16 protein-coding genes and 1 riboswitch are annotated in these 16,277 nt (G+C 73.9%); of the genes, 8 read left to right on the top strand and 8 right to left on the bottom strand.

What is annotated here, in order from left to right:
- Positions 1-31: 31 nt before the first annotated feature.
- Entirely contained in the window at positions 32-2,923 is a 2,892-nt protein-coding gene (gcvP, locus tag ACLE50_RS13515) for an aminomethyl-transferring glycine dehydrogenase (RefSeq protein WP_410943855.1), read from the bottom strand.
- A gap of 151 nt (positions 2,924-3,074) precedes the next feature.
- A riboswitch (glycine riboswitch) is annotated at positions 3,075-3,170 on the bottom strand.
- 80 nt (positions 3,171-3,250) lie between these two features.
- Here gcvP and ACLE50_RS13510 point away from each other — a divergent pair.
- A complete protein-coding gene (locus ACLE50_RS13510) occupies positions 3,251-3,553 on the top strand; it encodes a YiaA/YiaB family inner membrane protein (RefSeq protein ID WP_410943854.1) in 303 nt (100 codons plus the stop codon).
- A 106-nt stretch (positions 3,554-3,659) separates the two neighbouring features.
- Here the strand turns inward: ACLE50_RS13510 and ACLE50_RS13505 are convergent, their stop codons facing one another.
- The 5 genes from ACLE50_RS13505 to ACLE50_RS13485 form a co-directional block, all read right to left on the bottom strand.
- Positions 3,660-4,235, bottom strand: coding sequence for a MerR family transcriptional regulator (locus tag ACLE50_RS13505; protein ID WP_410943853.1), 576 nt, complete (start codon positions 4,233-4,235; stop codon positions 3,660-3,662).
- Positions 4,236-4,380: 145 nt separating this feature from the next.
- A complete protein-coding gene (locus ACLE50_RS13500) occupies positions 4,381-4,857 on the bottom strand; it encodes a bifunctional nuclease family protein (protein ID WP_010224693.1) in 477 nt (158 codons plus the stop codon).
- A 211-nt stretch (positions 4,858-5,068) separates the two neighbouring features.
- A complete protein-coding gene (garA, locus tag ACLE50_RS13495) occupies positions 5,069-5,518 on the bottom strand; it encodes a glycogen accumulation regulator GarA (RefSeq protein WP_410943852.1) in 450 nt (149 codons plus the stop codon).
- A 286-nt stretch (positions 5,519-5,804) separates the two neighbouring features.
- Positions 5,805-6,197: a glycine cleavage system protein GcvH gene (gene gcvH / locus ACLE50_RS13490; protein WP_410943851.1), complete on the bottom strand. Its 393-nt coding sequence runs from the start codon at positions 6,195-6,197 to the stop codon at positions 5,805-5,807.
- A 9-nt stretch (positions 6,198-6,206) separates the two neighbouring features.
- The gene (locus ACLE50_RS13485) at positions 6,207-7,022 is read right to left on the bottom strand and encodes a CDP-alcohol phosphatidyltransferase family protein (RefSeq protein WP_410943850.1); all 816 of its coding nucleotides are present in this window, start codon (positions 7,020-7,022) and stop codon (positions 6,207-6,209) included.
- 62 nt (positions 7,023-7,084) lie between these two features.
- On the opposite strand from ACLE50_RS13485, the gene ACLE50_RS13480 reads away from it, so the two are divergent.
- From ACLE50_RS13480 to ACLE50_RS13465, 4 genes are all read left to right on the top strand, one after another.
- Positions 7,085-7,627, top strand: coding sequence for an OsmC family protein (locus ACLE50_RS13480; RefSeq protein ID WP_410943849.1), 543 nt, complete (start codon positions 7,085-7,087; stop codon positions 7,625-7,627).
- A 231-nt stretch (positions 7,628-7,858) separates the two neighbouring features.
- A complete protein-coding gene (locus ACLE50_RS13475) occupies positions 7,859-8,764 on the top strand; it encodes an MEDS domain-containing protein (protein ID WP_410943848.1) in 906 nt (301 codons plus the stop codon).
- Positions 8,765-8,783: 19 nt separating this feature from the next.
- Positions 8,784-9,734 carry an ATP-binding protein gene (locus tag ACLE50_RS13470; protein WP_410943847.1) on the top strand — a complete coding sequence of 317 codons (951 nt, stop codon included), beginning with the start codon at positions 8,784-8,786 and terminating at the stop codon, positions 9,732-9,734.
- 336 nt (positions 9,735-10,070) lie between these two features.
- Positions 10,071-10,880 carry an AfsR/SARP family transcriptional regulator gene (locus ACLE50_RS13465; protein WP_410943846.1) on the top strand — a complete coding sequence of 270 codons (810 nt, stop codon included), beginning with the start codon at positions 10,071-10,073 and terminating at the stop codon, positions 10,878-10,880.
- 48 nt (positions 10,881-10,928) lie between these two features.
- Here ACLE50_RS13465 and ACLE50_RS13460 read toward each other — a convergent pair whose 3' ends face one another.
- Positions 10,929-11,693, bottom strand: a complete 765-nt coding sequence (locus ACLE50_RS13460; protein ID WP_410943845.1) for an enoyl-CoA hydratase/isomerase family protein — start codon at positions 11,691-11,693, stop codon at positions 10,929-10,931.
- Positions 11,690-12,694, bottom strand: a complete 1,005-nt coding sequence (gene fgd, locus ACLE50_RS13455) for a glucose-6-phosphate dehydrogenase (coenzyme-F420) (RefSeq protein WP_410943844.1) — start codon at positions 12,692-12,694, stop codon at positions 11,690-11,692. Before fgd ends, ACLE50_RS13460 begins: the two co-directional genes overlap by 4 nt.
- Before the next feature lie 372 nt (positions 12,695-13,066).
- Here fgd and recQ point away from each other — a divergent pair, with 372 nt between their 5' ends.
- From recQ to ACLE50_RS13440, 3 genes are read left to right on the top strand one after another with little or no spacing between them, the layout of a single operon-like run.
- Positions 13,067-14,878 (top strand): DNA helicase RecQ, encoded by a 1,812-nt coding sequence (gene recQ, locus ACLE50_RS13450; protein WP_410943899.1) that lies wholly within the window; start codon positions 13,067-13,069, stop codon positions 14,876-14,878.
- The gene (locus ACLE50_RS13445; RefSeq protein WP_410943843.1) at positions 14,875-15,621 is read left to right on the top strand and encodes a gamma-glutamyl-gamma-aminobutyrate hydrolase family protein; all 747 of its coding nucleotides are present in this window, start codon (positions 14,875-14,877) and stop codon (positions 15,619-15,621) included. The genes recQ and ACLE50_RS13445 overlap by 4 nt, the downstream gene beginning before the upstream one ends.
- A 45-nt stretch (positions 15,622-15,666) precedes the next feature.
- A complete protein-coding gene (locus ACLE50_RS13440) occupies positions 15,667-16,251 on the top strand; it encodes a DinB family protein (RefSeq protein WP_410943842.1) in 585 nt (194 codons plus the stop codon).
- Positions 16,252-16,277: the final 26 nt, after the last annotated feature.

Here is a 16,277-nt window from a genome sequence, read left to right as displayed (position 1 = left end):
TCCGGACATGTGTCCCGGCCCCCGGGAAACGTCAGGCGAACGCCTCCGGCGAGGGGCAGGAGCACACCAGGTTCCGGTCCCCGTGCGCGCCGTCGATGCGGCGCACCGGCGGCCACACCTTGCGGTCGTGCACGCCCGGCGCGACCCCGGTCGGGTACGCGGCCAGCTCCCGCGGGTACGGGTGGTCCCACTTGTCGTCGGCCAGGCAGGCGGCGGTGTGCGGGGCGTTGCGCAGCGGGTTGTCCTCGGCGGGCCACTCCCCCGCGGCCACCCGGTCGATCTCCCGCTTGATCGAGATCATCGCGGCGACGAACCGCTCGATCTCGGGCAGGTTCTCCGACTCGGTGGGCTCGACCATCAGCGTCCCGGCGACCGGGAAGGACATGGTCGGGGCGTGGATGCCGTGGTCGATGAGCCGTTTGGCGACGTCGTCGACGGTCACGCCGGTGTCCCGGGTGATCCCGCGCAGGTCGAGGATGCACTCGTGGGCGACCGCACCGCCGGCACCGGTGTAGAGCACCGGGTAGTACGGCGTGAGCCGGGTGGCGACGTAGTTGGCGGCCGCGACGGCGGTGAGCGTGGCGCGGCGCAGCCCGTCGAGGCCCATCATCCGCAGGTAGGCCCAGGAGATCGGCAGCACGCCCGGGCTGCCGTAGCGGGCCGCGGAGACAGCGCCCACGCCGCCGTCGTCGCGCGGCTCGCGGCCGGGCAGGAACGGCGCCAGGTGCTCGGCGACGGCCACCGGCCCGACGCCCGGTCCCCCGCCGCCGTGCGGGATGCAGAACGTCTTGTGCAGGTTCAGGTGCGACACGTCGCCGCCGAACGCACCGGGCCGGGCCAGCCCGACCAGGGCGTTGAGGTTGGCGCCGTCGACGTAGACCTGGCCGCCCGCGTCGTGCACGGCGCCGCAGACCTCGCGGACCGCGGCCTCGTAGACGCCGTGCGTGGACGGGTAGGTGATCATCAGCGCGGCGAGCCGGTCGCCGTGCTCGTCGATCTTCGCGCGCAGGTCGCCGAGGTCGACGTTCCCGTCGGTGTCGGTGCCGACGACGACCACCCGCAGCCCGGCCATGATCGCCGAGGCGGCGTTGGTGCCGTGCGCCGAGGCGGGGATCAGGCACACGTCGCGCTCGTCGTCGCCGCGGGAGCGGTGGTACGCGGCGATGGCCAGCAGCCCGGCGAGCTCGCCCTGGCTGCCCGCGTTGGGCTGCAGCGAGACCGCGGCGTAGCCGGTGAGGTCGGCCAGCCAGGTCTCCAGCTGCCCGATCAGCTCGCGGGTGCCCGCGGTGTCGGCCTCGGGGGCGAACGGGTGCAGGTCGCTGAACTCCGGCCAGGTCACCGCCTCCATCTCGGCGGCGGCGTTGAGCTTCATGGTGCACGAGCCCAGCGGGATCATCGTGCGGTCCAGGGCGAGGTCGGCGTCGGCGAGGCGGCGCAGCCAGCGCATCAGCGAGGTCTCGGAGCGGAACTCGTGGAACGTCGGGTGCGTCAGGTAGTCACTGGTGCGGTGCAGCGCTCCGGGCAGCGCGTCGGGGGTGTCCCGGTCCAGTGCGGCCACGTCCGGCTCGGTCACCCCGAACGCCGACCAGACGGCCCGCAGGTGCTCGACGGTGGTGATCTCGGAGGTGGCCACACCGACCTCGTCGGCCGAGACCCGGCGCAGCGCGATCCCGGCGTCGTGCGCGGCGGCGACGACGGCGTCGGCGCGGCCCGGGACACGGGCGAGCACGGTGTCGAAGAAGTCGTCGTGCACGATCTCCACTCCGCCGTCGCGCAGCCCGGCGGCCAGCACCGCGGCCATCCGGTGCGTGCGGCGGGCGATGCGGGCCAGACCGTCCGGACCGTGGTGGACGGCGTAGCAGGCGGCCATGACGGCGAGCAGCACCTGCGCGGTGCAGATGTTCGAGGTCGCCTTCTCCCGGCGGATGTGCTGCTCGCGGGTCTGGAGCGCCAGCCGCAACGCGTAGTGGCCGTCGGCGTCACGGGAGACGCCCACCAGGCGGCCGGGCAGCTGGCGGGCCTGGCGCTGCCCGACTGCGAGGTACGCGGCGTGCGGGCCGCCGAACCCGAGCGGGACGCCGAAGCGCTGGGTGGAACCGACGGCGGCGTCCGCGCCGAGCTCCCCGGGCGGGGTGAGCAGGGTGAGCGCGAGCAGGTCCGCGGCGACGGCGACCAGGGCGCCGCGCTCGTGCGCGGCCGCGATCAGCGACGACGGGTCCGCGACCCGCCCGGACGCGCCCGGGTAGGCGAGCAGGACGCCGTAGAACTCGCCATCGGGCAGCTCGCCGCCGGACAGGTCGGCGACGACGAGCTCGATGCCCAGCGGCTCGGCGCGGGTGCGCAGGACCTCCAGGGTCTGCGGCAGCGTGTCGGCGTCGACGACGAACCGCGCGGACTTCGAGCGCCCGGCCCGGCGGAGCAGGGTCATGGCCTCGGCGGCGGCGGTGGCCTCGTCGAGCAGCGACGCGCCGGCGACCGGCAGCCCGGTCAGGTCGGACACCATCGTCTGGAACGCCAGCAGCGCCTCGAGCCGGCCCTGGCTGATCTCCGGCTGGTACGGCGTGTACGCGGTGTACCAGGCCGGGTTCTCCAGGACGTTGCGGCGGATCACCGACGGGGTGCGGGTGCCGGAGTAGCCGAGCCCGATCATCGGCACTGTGACGGTGTTGCGCGCGGCCATCGCCCGCAGCTCGGCGAGCATGTCGGCCTCCCCGGCCGCCGCGGGCAGCGAGGCCCCGGCCGGGCTCTCGTCGCGGATCGCGGGCGGCAGCACCCGGTCGGCGAGCTCGTCGAGGGTCGAGACGCCCAGCGTGTCGAGCATCGTGGCGAGCTCGGCGGGCTCCGGACCGATGTGCCGGTCGGCGAACGGGACACCGGTGGCCAGGTCGGCCAGCGTCTCGTGGGACTCCTGCGGGGTGCTCATGGCGCCTCCTGGGCAGGTCGGGGCGGGCGGTCGGCCCCTCCCCCTCTGTCAGTGCCCGTGGTGCGGGCGCCTGAGAGATTCACCCGAGGCTTCGGGCTTTCCCCGTCGGCGGACGGGCTCCCCGTGAGCGCCCGTCGCTTTCCAGAGGTGTCTCGACCGCGCGGTCCGTGTGCCTGAGAGATTCCGGGAAGGGGATTGCTCCTTCGGCGCCCGGCTGTGTGCACCGGGTCTCTCCCGCACGGGGTCGTCGACGTCCGGTGCCAGCGTAACGCCGATCTGCGTAGTTCCACGGCGCCGGTGAGGTTTCCGCCTCGTCACACTTGCGCCATGACCGCTTCGCAGAACACTCCGAACACCACGCCCGCGACGACCGCCGCGTTCCACATGCAGGCGATGGTGTCGTTCGGCGTCTCGCTGGCCGCCGTCGTCGTGGGGACGCTCTACCTGCCCGTCGACGCGTGGGTGAAGGCGTTCCTGGCGATCGCCGTGCTGTACGCGATCACCTCGGCGTTCACCCTGGCCAAGTGCGTCCGGGACCGGCAGGAGAGCCTGACCGTGGTCAACCGGGTCGACCAGGCGCGGATGGACAAGCTGCTGGCCGAGCACGACCCGTTCCGAGCCGTCGCGTAGGCCTGCCGGAGCGGCGCATCAATACCGTCGCGTAGGCCTGCCGGAGCGGCGCATCAATACCGTCGCGTAGGCCTGCCGGAGCGGCGCATCAGCACCGTCGCGTGAGCTAGGAGATCGCCTTGCGCGATCGGCGGCGGGCCAGCTCGTCCTCGGGGGACTCGTCGACGACGCCGCCGTCGGCCCGCTCGGCCGGGAAGTCCTTGATCACGCCGGTGATCTCGCGCATCGCGCCGGAGACGGCGATCCCGAAGACACCCTGGCCGCCCTGGAGCAGGTCGACGACCTCCTCCGGGGAGGTGCACTCGTAGACGGTGGTGCCGTCGGAGAACAGGGTGATGCCGGCCAGGTCCCGTATCCCGCGCCGGCGCAGGTGCTCGACCGCTATCCGGATGTTCTGCAGGGACACCCCCGCGTCGAGCAGCCGCTTCACGATCTTGAGGACGAGCACGTCCTTGAACGAGTACAGCCGCTGGCTGCCGGAGCCGGCGGCGTTGCGGATCGACGGCGCCACCAGGCCTGTACGGGCCCAGTAGTCCAGCTGCCGGTAGGTGATACCGACGACCTGGCAGGCGGTCGGGCCGCGGAACCCGACCAGCTGGTCGGACACCTCGTCCAGTCCGTCGCCGACCAGCGGGTCCGGGAACAGCTCTCCCTGGTCCGGCCCCTCGGGTGGCGTCTGCACCGCGCGGTCTCCCTCGCCTCGGCCCACTCGTGAGTTCCACGAGTGTCATCAGTTCCGACGACGGTAGGCGCGCCGAACGGGGCGGTCAACGCGGCTCGCCGCGCCCTACCTACCGGACGGCGCACCGATCGTGGCCGTGCGTGACCTATCCGGGCTGCGCGCCCCGGAAGTCCTCCGGGGACACCGAGTCCAGGAACTCGCGGAACTTCTCGACCTCGTCCTCCTGCTCGTCCGGGATGACGAGCCCCGCCTCGGCCAGGACGCTCTCGTCGGCGTGCACCGGGACCCCGGTGCGCAGGGCGAGGGCGATCGAGTCGCTCGGGCGGGCGGAGACGGTCACGCCGCCGTCGAAGATCAGCTCGGCGTAGAACGTGCCCTCCTGCAGGTCGGTCACCCGGACCTGCTCGAGGCGGCGCCCGAGGGCACCGATGACGTCCTTCAGGAGGTCATGGGTCAGCGGACGGGCCGGCTTCACGCCCTGCTGCTCCAGGGCGATCGCGGTGGCCTCGACCGACCCGATCCAGATCGGGAGGTAGCGGTCCCCGTTGGTCTCCCGGAGCAACAGGATCGGCTGGTTGGCCGGGAGCTCGACCCGGACCCCCACGACGCGCATCTCGCTCATCAGCCCGCCTCCCCGGCCCTGAAGGGCCTGCTGGCCGGCGCGGGGGGATTCGCAACCCCGGCCGCCCTGGTCGCCTTTGCCTCCACCACCGACACCTTCCGACGCTACACGGGCCGCGGCCCGTACGCGCACCTCCGGACGGGGTGCGACGGCGCCTTTTCGACGATCGTCACACGGCCGTCCGGCGGGCGCGGACGGGTCAGGCGTCCGCTCAGTCGTCCGCGCCGTCGCGCGGGCCGGTCAGGAAGACCAGCCGGAACTTGCCGATCTGCACCTCGTCGCCGTTGGCGAGCACGGCGGTGTCCACCGGCTCCCGGTTGACGTAGGTGCCGTTGAGGCTGCCGACGTCGACGACGACGAACTCACCGGCGTCGCGACGGAACTCGGCGTGGCGGCGGGAGACCGTCACGTCGTCGAGGAAGATGTCGCTGTCGGGGTGCCGGCCCGCGCTCGTGGTCGGCACGTCGAGCAGGAAGCGCGAGCCGGCGTTGGGGCCGCGCCGCACCACCAGCAGGGCCGACCCGGCGGGCAGCCCGTCGACGCCGGAGACCGGCTGCTCCTGGGCCGGCTGCTCCGCGTCGGCGAGGAAGTCCGCCCGGAAGACCGACGTGGTCTCCGGTGCGCGCTCCGGTGGCACGTCGCGCGGGTCGTTCGTGGTCACCTCGGGGACTCCTCCTCCGGTACGGGCCCCGGACGGGGTCCGGGCGGGAACTGCGTGGGCGGACGGTGTCGCGGTACGAGATGTCGCGTACGGGTTCGAGAACCTACCCGTACCGCACACCCCGGCGATACTCCGGCGTGGCGGCGGATGCCGCCGGGCCCGCCGGTGCGGCGGGCGGTGGGGGCAGCCGGCCGGCCGTCGCCGGGTGCTGTCGAGCGCTGACGAGCGCTGTCGAGCACTGTCGGGCACTGACGAGCGCTGTCGGGCAGCCGGTCGGTGCTGCCGGTCAGGCGTCGTCGGTGAGGCGCCGGTAGGCCTCGGCGTCGAGCAGGCCGTCGAGGGTCACGCCCTCGGCGAGCCGCAGGTCGGCGATCCAGCCCTCGGCGTAGGGGCCCGAGTTGACCAGCTCCGGGCCGGCGTCCAGGGCCTCGTTGACGGCGACGACCTCACCGGCGACCGGCGCGAACAGGTCCGAGACCGACTTGGTCGACTCGATCTCGCCCAGCGCGTCCCCGGCGGCGACCTCGTCGCCGACCGACGGGAGCTGGACGAACACGACGTCGCCGAGCTGGGACTGGGCATGGTCGGTGACACCGATCCGCACCACGCCGTCCCCGGTCTCGCGCACCCACTCGTGGGCCTCGGTGTAGATCAGGTCCGACGGAATCTCCGAACTCACACGGCGAGCCTAGCCCCCGGCGCCCGGGTGATCCATTCGGGCCCGGACCGCTCCCCCGGACGCGTCTGCCGGGCCGTCGCCGGGGCCCGCGGCCGGGGCGAGCGGACGCCGCACGGCCAGCACGAACTCCGCCAGGTAGAGCGCACCGGTCCAGAGGTAGAGGCCCACGCCCCAGGCCGCGAACGCGTGCGCGATCACCCGGACGACGGACTCCGTGGTGCCGGTGCCATCACCCAGCAGGAGCAGCGGGAACGCGTAGAGCAGCACGAAGGTCGCCGCCTTGCCGAGGTAGACGACCTCGAACGGCCCGTAGCCCCGGTGCCGCAGCACGAACACGCACACCGCCAGCACCAGGTCCCGGGCCACCAGGACCGCCACCGCCCACCAGGGCACGATGTCGCGCACCGCCAGCCCGATCAGCGCAGCCAGGATGTAGAGGCGGTCGACGGCCGGGTCGAGCATCTCGCCGAACCGGCTGTACTGGTCGAGGAGCCGGGCCAGCTTGCCGTCGAGCCAGTCGGTCACCCCGCCGACGGCGAGCACGACGATCGCCCACGCGTCGGCCTCCGGGCCGACCATCAGCCACAGGAACAGCGGGATGCCGAGCAGCCGCAGCACGCTCAGCGCGTTCGGGACGGTCAGGAAGCGGTCGTCGCCGGTCGGCGGGCCCGCGTGCTCCCAGGCCGCGTCCCGCACGGTGTCGCGCACCGTGTCCCGGACGGTGTCCCGGGCGTCGCGGACCGACTCGCGGGCGTCGCGGACGGTCTCGCGCGCGTCGCGCAGCACCGTCTCGCGGGTCGTCTCCCGCTTGTTCTCCCCGGCCACCCGGTCAGCCTAACGTCGCGTCCGGGATGTGCTGAACGCCCGCTCGGGGTGAGGATGGGCCGGTGACCGACGTGACCGAGAACCAGAACACCGGCCCCTCGCTGCGCGACGCCCTCAAGGGCGCCCAGGATCCGCTCAAGCAGCAGTACCGCGACGACCCGGAGTCCGCCGTCGTCACCCTGCACGCCGACGGCGAGCTCGGCGCAGGCGTCGCCTGCAAGGTCGACACCGGCCGGGCGATCGCCGAGGCGGGCCTGCACCCGGCCACCGGCGGCGACGGCACCCAGCTGTGCTCGGGCGACATGCTGCTCGAGGCGCTGGTCGCCTGCGCAGGCGTGACCCTGCGCGCGGTCGCCACCGCCCTGGAGCTGGAGGTCACCGGCGCCGTGCGGGCCGAGGGCGACCTCGACTTCCGCGGCACCCTCGGCGTCGCCAAGGACGCCCCGGTGGGGTTCCGGGCCATCCGGCTGACCTTCGACCTGGACACCCACGGCGCGACCGAGGAGCAGCGCGCGACCCTGGTGAAGCTGACCGAGCGGTACTGCGTGGTCCTGCAGACCATCAAGGGCAGCGCGACGACGTCGGTGGAGATCACGGGTTCGTGACCCGGTCTGCGTCGCCCGGTCGGCATCCCCCTGTCACCGGTCGTCGCACCGCTCGTCGCGCGTCGGCGACAGTTCGGCGCGCTACGCCGCGGTAGGTCTCGGGGCGCCCAGTCGGACGTCCGTACGGTTCTCGCTGCGTCCCCCGGGCCACCTCCCCCCGTGGTGCCCGGGAGACGAGCGGGAACAGTCGAGACTCGGGCGGGCTCCCCCGGCCGCCGCGGTAGGTGACACGTGATCAAGGTTGCGGACGATCTGTCGTCCGGCGATCACGTCTGCGCGATCCCGGACAGCCCCGAGCACCTCGGCGAGCTGACCGCAGGGTTCGTCTCGCAGGGCGTGGCCCGCGACGAGCGCATCGTCTTCTACGACGACGACGGCGCGGCCGACCGCCTCCTGCGCCGGCTCGACGAGGACGGCCACGACGTCGAGTCCCTGCTCCGGTCCCGCCAGCTCGACATCATCCCGCCCGAGGGCACCCGCAGGATCTTCGCGCTGCCGCTGCCCGACGTGCACGCCGGCGTGAGCGACGAGGTCGCCCGCAGCCTGGCCGGCGGCTGGAACGGCATGCGCTTCACCGGGCAGATGCACGGCACGATCGCGCCGGGCGCGGTGGCCAGCCTGCCGGAGTACGACGGCCTGCTCGCCCGCCTGGTCCGGGAGAACGACCACGCCCTGACCGCGCTGTGCACCTACGACCACGCGCACTTCCCCGGCGACCAGATCGAGATCATGCAGGCGCTGCACCGGGACCACCTGGCCCCGGTCGGCGCCTACGACGACGGCCTGCTGCGCATCGTCCGCCTCGGCCCCGGTCACGCCCGCCTCGCAGGCGAGATCGACCACAGCAACCGCACCAAGATCACCTCGCTGCTGCACTCCTCGCTCGACGCCGTGCTGCGCTCCCCCGACGCCTCCGCCGAGATCGGCCTGGACCTGGCCTCGGTCCGGTTCGTGGACGTCGCGACGGCGGCGGCACTGGTGCACGCGGCCGAGGCGTTCCCGGCCACCCACCGGCTCGTGCTGCACCGGGTGCGCCCGCGGGTGCAGCGGGTGCTGGACCGGTGCGGCGCCGCGTTCTCCCCCCAGCTGAGCTTCACCGACGCGCCCCTGCCCGTCGCGCCCCCGCCGTTCGGCTGATCAGGAAGGGACACCCGGCATGGAGATCCGTTCGGCCTCGCGCCGCGGCTACGCGCACGCCCTGGTGCACGCCGACGACGCGGAGGAGCTGCTCACCCGGACCCTGCCGACGGTCCGGGCCGCGGTGCGCGACAGCGGCGCCCAGGTCGTGCTGGCCGTCTCCGACCCGGTCGGGACCGGCGTGCGCGAGGCCCTGGACGGCACCGGCGCCGTGGTCAGCCGGCTGACCACGCTGACCCGCTCGGCCCGCGAGTCCGGGCAGACGGTCGCGGCGTGGCGGGCCCGGGAGCTGCGGGCGCTGTCGTCGTCGGGCCGGCCGGTGGTGCTGCTCTGCGAGCACGACGACAGCCTCGACGGCGTCGACGGCGGGTTCTGGGTGGAGTACGAGGCCGCGCTGAACATCTCGCTGTCCGGGCTGCCGGTCACCCAGATCTGCGCCTACCCCCGGATCCCGCTGCACGCCAGGGTCGGTGCCGCGGCGCTGGCCAACCACCCCCTGCTGCTCAGCGGCAACGAGCTCGTGCCGAACCCGGACTTCCGCCCCGCCGACGAGGTCATGGCGACCACCAGGATCGCGCCGCCGCACCTGCTCGGCCCGCCGGACGTGCGGCTGAGCTACAACACCTTCGAGCTGTCCCGGGTGCGCGACGCGGTGTCCGACGCCGCCCGCGCCGTCCGGCTGGACACGGTGCGTGGCGAGGACATGGTGCAGGCGGTGAACGAGGTCGCCACCAACGCGGTCGAACACGGTGCGCCGCATGCGGATCTGTCGGTGTGGGCCGGTTCGGAGGGGCTGGTCTGCGAGGTGCACGACCACGGCCGGATCACCCAGCCGCTGATCGGGCTCGCGCCGCCGCACCCGTCGCAGTCGCGCGGGCGGGGCACCTGGATCGCCCGCCAGCTCTGCGACAGCCTGCACGTGTGGCGGGCCGCCGACGGCACCCACGTCCGGCTGCTCGCCCACACCTGACCCATCCCTGAGCCGCCCCCGCTCAACTCCGGGGACGATTGCGCAGCGCACGGCCCCGCGGGTCGCCCACCCGGGCCTCACGCCCGGCCATCGCCTGGGCTATCGTGGGTGCCGAGAACACCGCACGGGAGACGACGCCCGCCGTCCGTGCAGGTGGGGTTCGCCATGCCCTCTCCGCGCCCCGCGGCCTCCCGCCCGGGTGGCGCGCCCGGGTTCGTGCGGACCACCAGTGGGCCGCACGTGCGAGAACCGCCCGTCACCACGCGTGACCGAGACCTGGGAAAAGGCATGTCCGACGTCTGTTGTCCCCCCGACCACCGCGTACCGCACGTCAGCGTGCTGGGTGCCTTCGGCCTGCGCGCCGGGGAGAAGTCGATCCCGCTGCCGGTGGACTCGCGGCGCCTGGTGGCCTACCTGGCCGTCCACCCGCGTCCGCAGCCGACCGCCGCGCTGGCCGCCGACCTGTGGGCCGGGGTCGGCCCGCAGCCCGCCGCGCGCCTGCTCGACGAGGCCGTGCGCGGCGTGGACGTGCCGGGCCTGCTCGCCGCCGACGACCGCGGCCGCCTGCACCTCGACGACGGCGTCACCACCGACCTGTCCGAGGCCCTGCTGCTCATCCGCGGGCTCAGCGCGGCGAGCGCGCTGCGCACCGCCCGCGAGATCGGCGCACCGGACACCACGCTGCTCACCGCCGACGTGCTGCCGTCGTGGACCTCGACCTGGCTGGCCGTGGAGCGGGAGCGCTTCCGCCAGCTGCGCCTGTCCGCGCTGGAGGGCCTGTCCGCCACGCTGACCGCCGCCGACCGGCACGACGACGCCGTCGCCGTCGCCCGGCGCGCCGTGGACGGTGCGCCCAGCCGCGGCCGCGCCCGGCGCGCGCTGGTCGAGGCCCTGCTCGCCGGCGGCCACGTCTCCGAGGCCGTCACCGAGTACGACGAGTTCCAGTCGCTGCTGCGCAACAGCGTCGGCGCCACCCCCGACGCCGAGCTGGACCGCCTGCTCGCCCCGCTCGACGCCGGCTGGCCGCTCGGGCCCGGCCTGCACCGCCCCGCGGAGCGCTGGGGCGTCGGCATGCCCGGCTTCCGGGCCGCGAGCCGTCCGGCCGGGCGCCGCCTGGCCGCCGGGGTGCCCGCCAGCGCTCGCTGAGCTCACCGAGCTCGCTGAGATCACTGAGATCACTGACGGGCACACCCGCTACGGGTGGAACACCGGGCGGCGTTTCTCCGCGAACGCGGCCAGCCCCTCGGCACCCTCCGCGCCGGACGCGCAGGTCGCGATCGAGTCGGCCTCCGCGGCGAGCTGCTCGGCGAACCCGGTGTCCCAGGTCCGGGCCAGCAGGCCGCGGATCCGGCCGAGCGCGTCGGTCGGGCCCTGGGCGAGCCGGTGCGCGAGCGTCGCGGCCTCGTCGGCGACGGCGTCGTCGGCCACGACCGCGGTGAGCAGCCCGAGCCCGGTCAGGGCGTCGGCGTCGAGGACCTCGTCGGTGAGCAGGATCCGCCGGGCGCGGGCCTGCCCGACCAGCCGCGGCAGCAGCCAGGTCATGCCGCCGTCCGGGGAGAACCCGATCCCCGGGTAGGCCGGGCGCATCCGCGTCGACGTGCCGCCGACGGCGAGGTCGCAGACCAGCGCGACGCTCATGCCCGCGCCCGCGGCCCAGCCGGGGACGCTCGCCACCGTCGGCACCGGCGAGGCCGCGAGGGGGCGCTGCAGGGCGTGGAAGGTGTCGGCGAGGCCGTGCACGTAGGCGTAGCGGTCCTCGGCCGAGGCGAAGGCGCGCACGTCGCCGCCGGTGCAGAAGTTCTCGCCGTCGCCGTGCACCAGTACCGCGCCGGTCCCGGCCGGGTCGAGCGACTCCAGCGCGGCGGTGACCTCCTCCATCGCCGGGCCGTCGAGAGTCCCGTGCCGGCCGGTGGAGATCCGGCAGCGCAGCACCCGCCCGTCGCGGGTCACGGCGCTCACGCGAGCTCCCGCAGCTTCGGCGCGACGTCCTCGGTGAACTGGGTCAGGAACCGGCGCTGGTCGTCCCCCGGCCCGTGGACGACGAGGTGGTTGAGCCCGGCGTCGACGTAGGGCTTGATCTGCGCGACGGCCTCGTCCGGGTCGGACGCGACGATCCACCGCTTCGTGACCTGCTCGATCGGCAGCTCGTCGGCGAGGCGCTCCATCTCCTGCGAGGAGCTGACCGAGTTCTTCTGCTCCGGGGTCAGCGACAGCGGCGCCCAGAACCGGCAGTTCTCCCGCGCGGCCTCCGGGTCCCGGTCGTAGCTGATCTTGATCTCGATCATCCTGTCGATGCCGGCGGCGTCGCGGCCTGCCTTCTGCGCGCCCTCCTCGACGCCGGGCAGCAGCTTGTCGGTGTAGAGCTCCATGCCCTTGCCCGAGGTGCAGATGAAGCCGTCGCCGAACCGGCCGGCGAAACGGGCGACCATCGGGCCACCGGCGGCGACGTAGATCGGGACCGGCCGCTCGGGCCTGTCGTAGATCGTCGCGTCGACGAACGTGTAGTACTCGCCCTCGGTGGACACGGTGTCCTCGGTCCACAGCGCGCGCATCATCTTCACGGCCTCGCGCAGCCGGGCGAACCGCTCCTTGAACTCCGGCCACTCGCGCCCGGACACGGCGATCTCGTTGAGCGCCTCACCGGTGCCGACGCCGAGCGCGACCCGGTCGCCGGTCAGCAGCGCCATCGTCGCGAACTCCTGGGCGAGCACGGCGGGGTTGTAGCGGAAGGTGGGGGTGAGCACCGAGGTGCCGATCTGCACCCGGTTCGTGCGCTCCCCCACGGCGGCCATCCACGGCAGCGCCGCGGGGGCGTGCCCGCCGTTGTCCCGCCACGGCAGGAAGTGGTCCGACGCCCAGACGCTGTCGAGGCCGAGCTCCTCGGCCAGCACCGCGTACTCGACGAGGTCGCGGGGGCCGAACTGCTCGGCCGACGCCTTGTATCCGATCTTGAGATCCACGGATGAGTCCTTCGTGCGTGATCGCTGCGGCGCGACCGGTGGGTACGCCGCTGTCCCTGCGAGCCTTGCTACACCCGCACGGACCGTTCCGCAGCCCGCCGGTGCCGACGACACCCTCCGGCGGTGACCGGTACCACGCCGGCGGCGGCAGGGACCGACTCGCGGGACCGGGCGTGGGCGCGGTACCGGGGCTCGTACGATCGGGACGTGGTCGCCCCGGACGAGATCCCGCTCCCTCCCGAGCCGGACGACGAGTACGGCTTCGAGCCCCCGCCGGACGACCCCTGGGGCCCCGGACCCGGACCGGGTGCGGAACCGGAGGCACCGCCGGAGCCGGTCGCCGAGCGGTTCCGCAGCTCGGACCCGCAGGAGATCCTGCGCCGCGTCTTCGGCTACGACAGCTTCCGCGGGGACCAGCAGGAGATCGTCGAGACCGTCGTCGCGGGCGGCGACGCGCTGGTCCTGATGCCGACCGGTGGCGGCAAGTCGTTGTGCTACCAGGTCCCGGCGCTGGCCCGCGACGGCGTCGGCGTCGTCGTCTCGCCGCTGATCGCGCTGATGCAGGACCAGGTCGACGCGTTGCGCGCCCTCGGCGTCCGCGCGGGGTTCCTCAACTCCACCCAGGACCCCGACGAGCGCCGCCTGGTCGAGCAGCAGTTCCTCGCCGGGGAGCTGGACCTGCTCTACCTGGCGCCGGAGCGGCTCAAGGTCGCCGCCACCGTCTCGCTGCTCGAGCGCGGCACGATCGCGCTGTTCGCGATCGACGAGGCGCACTGTGTCGCGCAGTGGGGGCACGACTTCCGGCCCGATTACCTGCTGCTCTCCGAGCTGCACCAGCGCTGGCCGGCCGTCCCGCGGATCGCGCTGACCGCGACGGCGACCGAGGCCACCCGCGCCGAGATCGCGCAGCGGCTGCAGCTCACCGACGCACGCCAGTTCGTGTCGAGCTTCGACCGGCCGAACATCCAGTACCGGATCGTGCCGAAGAACGAGCCGCGCAAGCAGCTGCTGGACCTGCTGCGCACCGAGCACCCCGGCGACGCAGGCATCGTCTACTGCCTGTCCCGCAAGTCCGTCGAGCAGACCGCGGAGTTCCTGTCCGCGCAGGGTGTCGCCGCGCTGCCGTACCACGCGGGGCTCGACGCGGCGGTCCGGCAGCGCAACCAGGCCAGGTTCCTGCGCGAGGACGGGCTGGTGATGGTCGCGACGATCGCGTTCGGGATGGGCATCGACAAGCCCGACGTCCGGTTCGTCGCGCACCTGGACCTGCCGAAGTCCGTCGAGGGCTACTACCAGGAGACCGGCCGCGCGGGCCGCGACGGGGAGCCGTCGACGGCGTGGCTGGCCTACGGGCTCCCGGACGTCGTGCAGCAGCGCAAGATGATCGACGACTCCGAGGGCGACGCCGCGCACAAGCGCCGCCTCGGGCAGCACCTCGACGCGATGCTCGCGCTCTGCGAGACCACCGAGTGCCGCCGCGTGCAGCTGCTGCGCTACTTCGGCCAGCAGTACCCGGCATCGCGCTGCGGGAACTGCGACACCTGCCTGACCCCGGTGTCGTCGTGGGACGGGACCGTGGCCGCGCAGAAGGTCCTGTCCACGGTCTTCCGGCTCAAGAAGGAGCGCAACCAGGAGTTCGGCGCCGGCCAGGTGATCGACATCCTGCTGGGGAAGCGCACCCAGAAGATCGAGCAGAACCGGCACGACCAGCTCAGCGTGTTCGGCGTCGGCACCGACCTGACCGAGCCGCAGTGGCGCAGCGTGCTGCGCCAGCTCGTCGCGCGCGGACTGCTCGCCGTCGGCGGGCCGTACTCGACGCTGCGGTTCACCGACGCCTCGATGCAGGCGATGCGCGGCGAGGAGACGCTGATGCTGCGCACCGAGCCCGAGCGGGCGGCCCGGTCGTCGTCGCGGAGCAGGTCCGGCGGGTCGTCGAAGCCGCAGGTGGAGCTGTCCGCGGCCGCGGCGCCGGTGTTCGAGCGGCTGCGGTCGTGGCGGGCCGCGGCGGCGAAGGAGCAGGGCGTGCCCGCCTACGTGATCTTCCACGACGCGACGCTGCGCGAGATCGCGTCACGGGCGCCGGCCGACCGCGGCGAGCTCGGCACGATCTCCGGGATCGGCGAGGGCAAGCTCAACCGCTACGGCGACCAGGTCATCGCGGTGCTGCAGGAGAGCGCGTCGTGAGCGGGCCGCTGATCGGGCTGACGTCCTACACCGAACGCGCCACCTACTGGGTCGTCGAGGACGAGGAGACGGTGCTGCTGCCGCGCGGCTACGTGGACATGGTGTCCGCGGCCGGCGGGGTGCCGGTGCTGCTGCCGCCGACCGCGTCCGCCGCGGACGCCGTGCAGCGCTGCGACGGGCTGCTCGTGACCGGCGGTCCGGACATCGGCGCCGACCGCTACGGCGCCGCCGCGGGCACCCACGACGACGCCCCGCGCGTCGAGCGGGACGCCGCGGACCTCGCGGTGCTGCGCCGCGCGCTGGAGCGCGGGATCCCGGTGCTCGGGGTGTGCCGCGGGCACCAGATGCTCAACGTGGCGCTCGGCGGGACGCTGCACCAGCACCTGCCCGACACCGTCGGGGAGCAGGTCGCGGCCGAGCACTCCGCCGGGCAGGGCGTCTACGCGCCCGTGACGGTGTCCCCGGAGCCGGGGTCGTTGTTCGCCCGGCTGCTCGGCGACGGCCCGGTGGCGGTGCGCTGCCACCACCACCAGGCGATCGACCGGCTCGGCGAGGGGCTGCGGGCCACCGCGCGCGCCGGGGACGTGATCGAGGCCGTCGAGTACGCCGGGCCGGCCTGGGTGCTGGGTGTGCAGTCGCATCCCGAGCGCAGCCCGGACGACCTGCGGATCGCGACGGCGCTGGTCGACGCGGCCCGCACCTACCGCGACACGGGCCCTGCGAAGGTCCGGCGGGTCGGCTGAACTCACGGACCGCAGCTGTCCGCATGGGCTCGTAGCGTTCCCGCCATGTCCACCACGAGCACCGAGATCGACTGGAACGCCGAGCTCCGCGACCAGCTCGTCTTCCACTGGGACCAGCAGCTGCGCGACCGGCTCGACGGCCTCACCGACGAGGAGTACCTCTGGGAGCCGGTGCCCGGGATGTGGAGCGTCCGGCCGCGCGGGCAGTCGGTGACCCCGCCGGGCGCCGGGGCCGGGGACTTCGTCATCGACTTCGCGTTCCCGCAGCCCGAGCCGCCGCCGGTGACGACGATCGCCTGGCGGATCGCGCACCTCGTCGTCGGGGTGTTCGGGATGCGGGTGCACGCCCACTTCGGCGGCCCGGAGATCGACTACTTCTCGTACCGCTACCCCGGCACGGCCGGCGAGGCCCTCGCCCAGCTCGACGAGCAGTACGACCGCTGGCTCGACGGCGTCACCGCGCTGGGCGCCGACGGCCTCGCCCGGCCCTGCGGTCCCGCCGAGGGGCCGTACGCCGAGGCGCCGTTGGCGACGCTGGTGCTGCACATCCACCGCGAGGTCATCCACCACGGCGCGGAGATCGCGCTGCTGCGGGATCTCTACCGGGCGGGGCCCGCGCTGAGCGCATGATCGTCGCGACCGAGGGATCCGGTGCC

Origin of the sequence: Pseudonocardia phyllosphaerae (assembly GCF_046546475.1) — a bacterium.
Classification (GTDB): domain Bacteria; phylum Actinomycetota; class Actinomycetes; order Mycobacteriales; family Pseudonocardiaceae; genus Pseudonocardia; species Pseudonocardia phyllosphaerae.
This window is presented reverse-complemented; position numbering and strand designations above follow the sequence as displayed.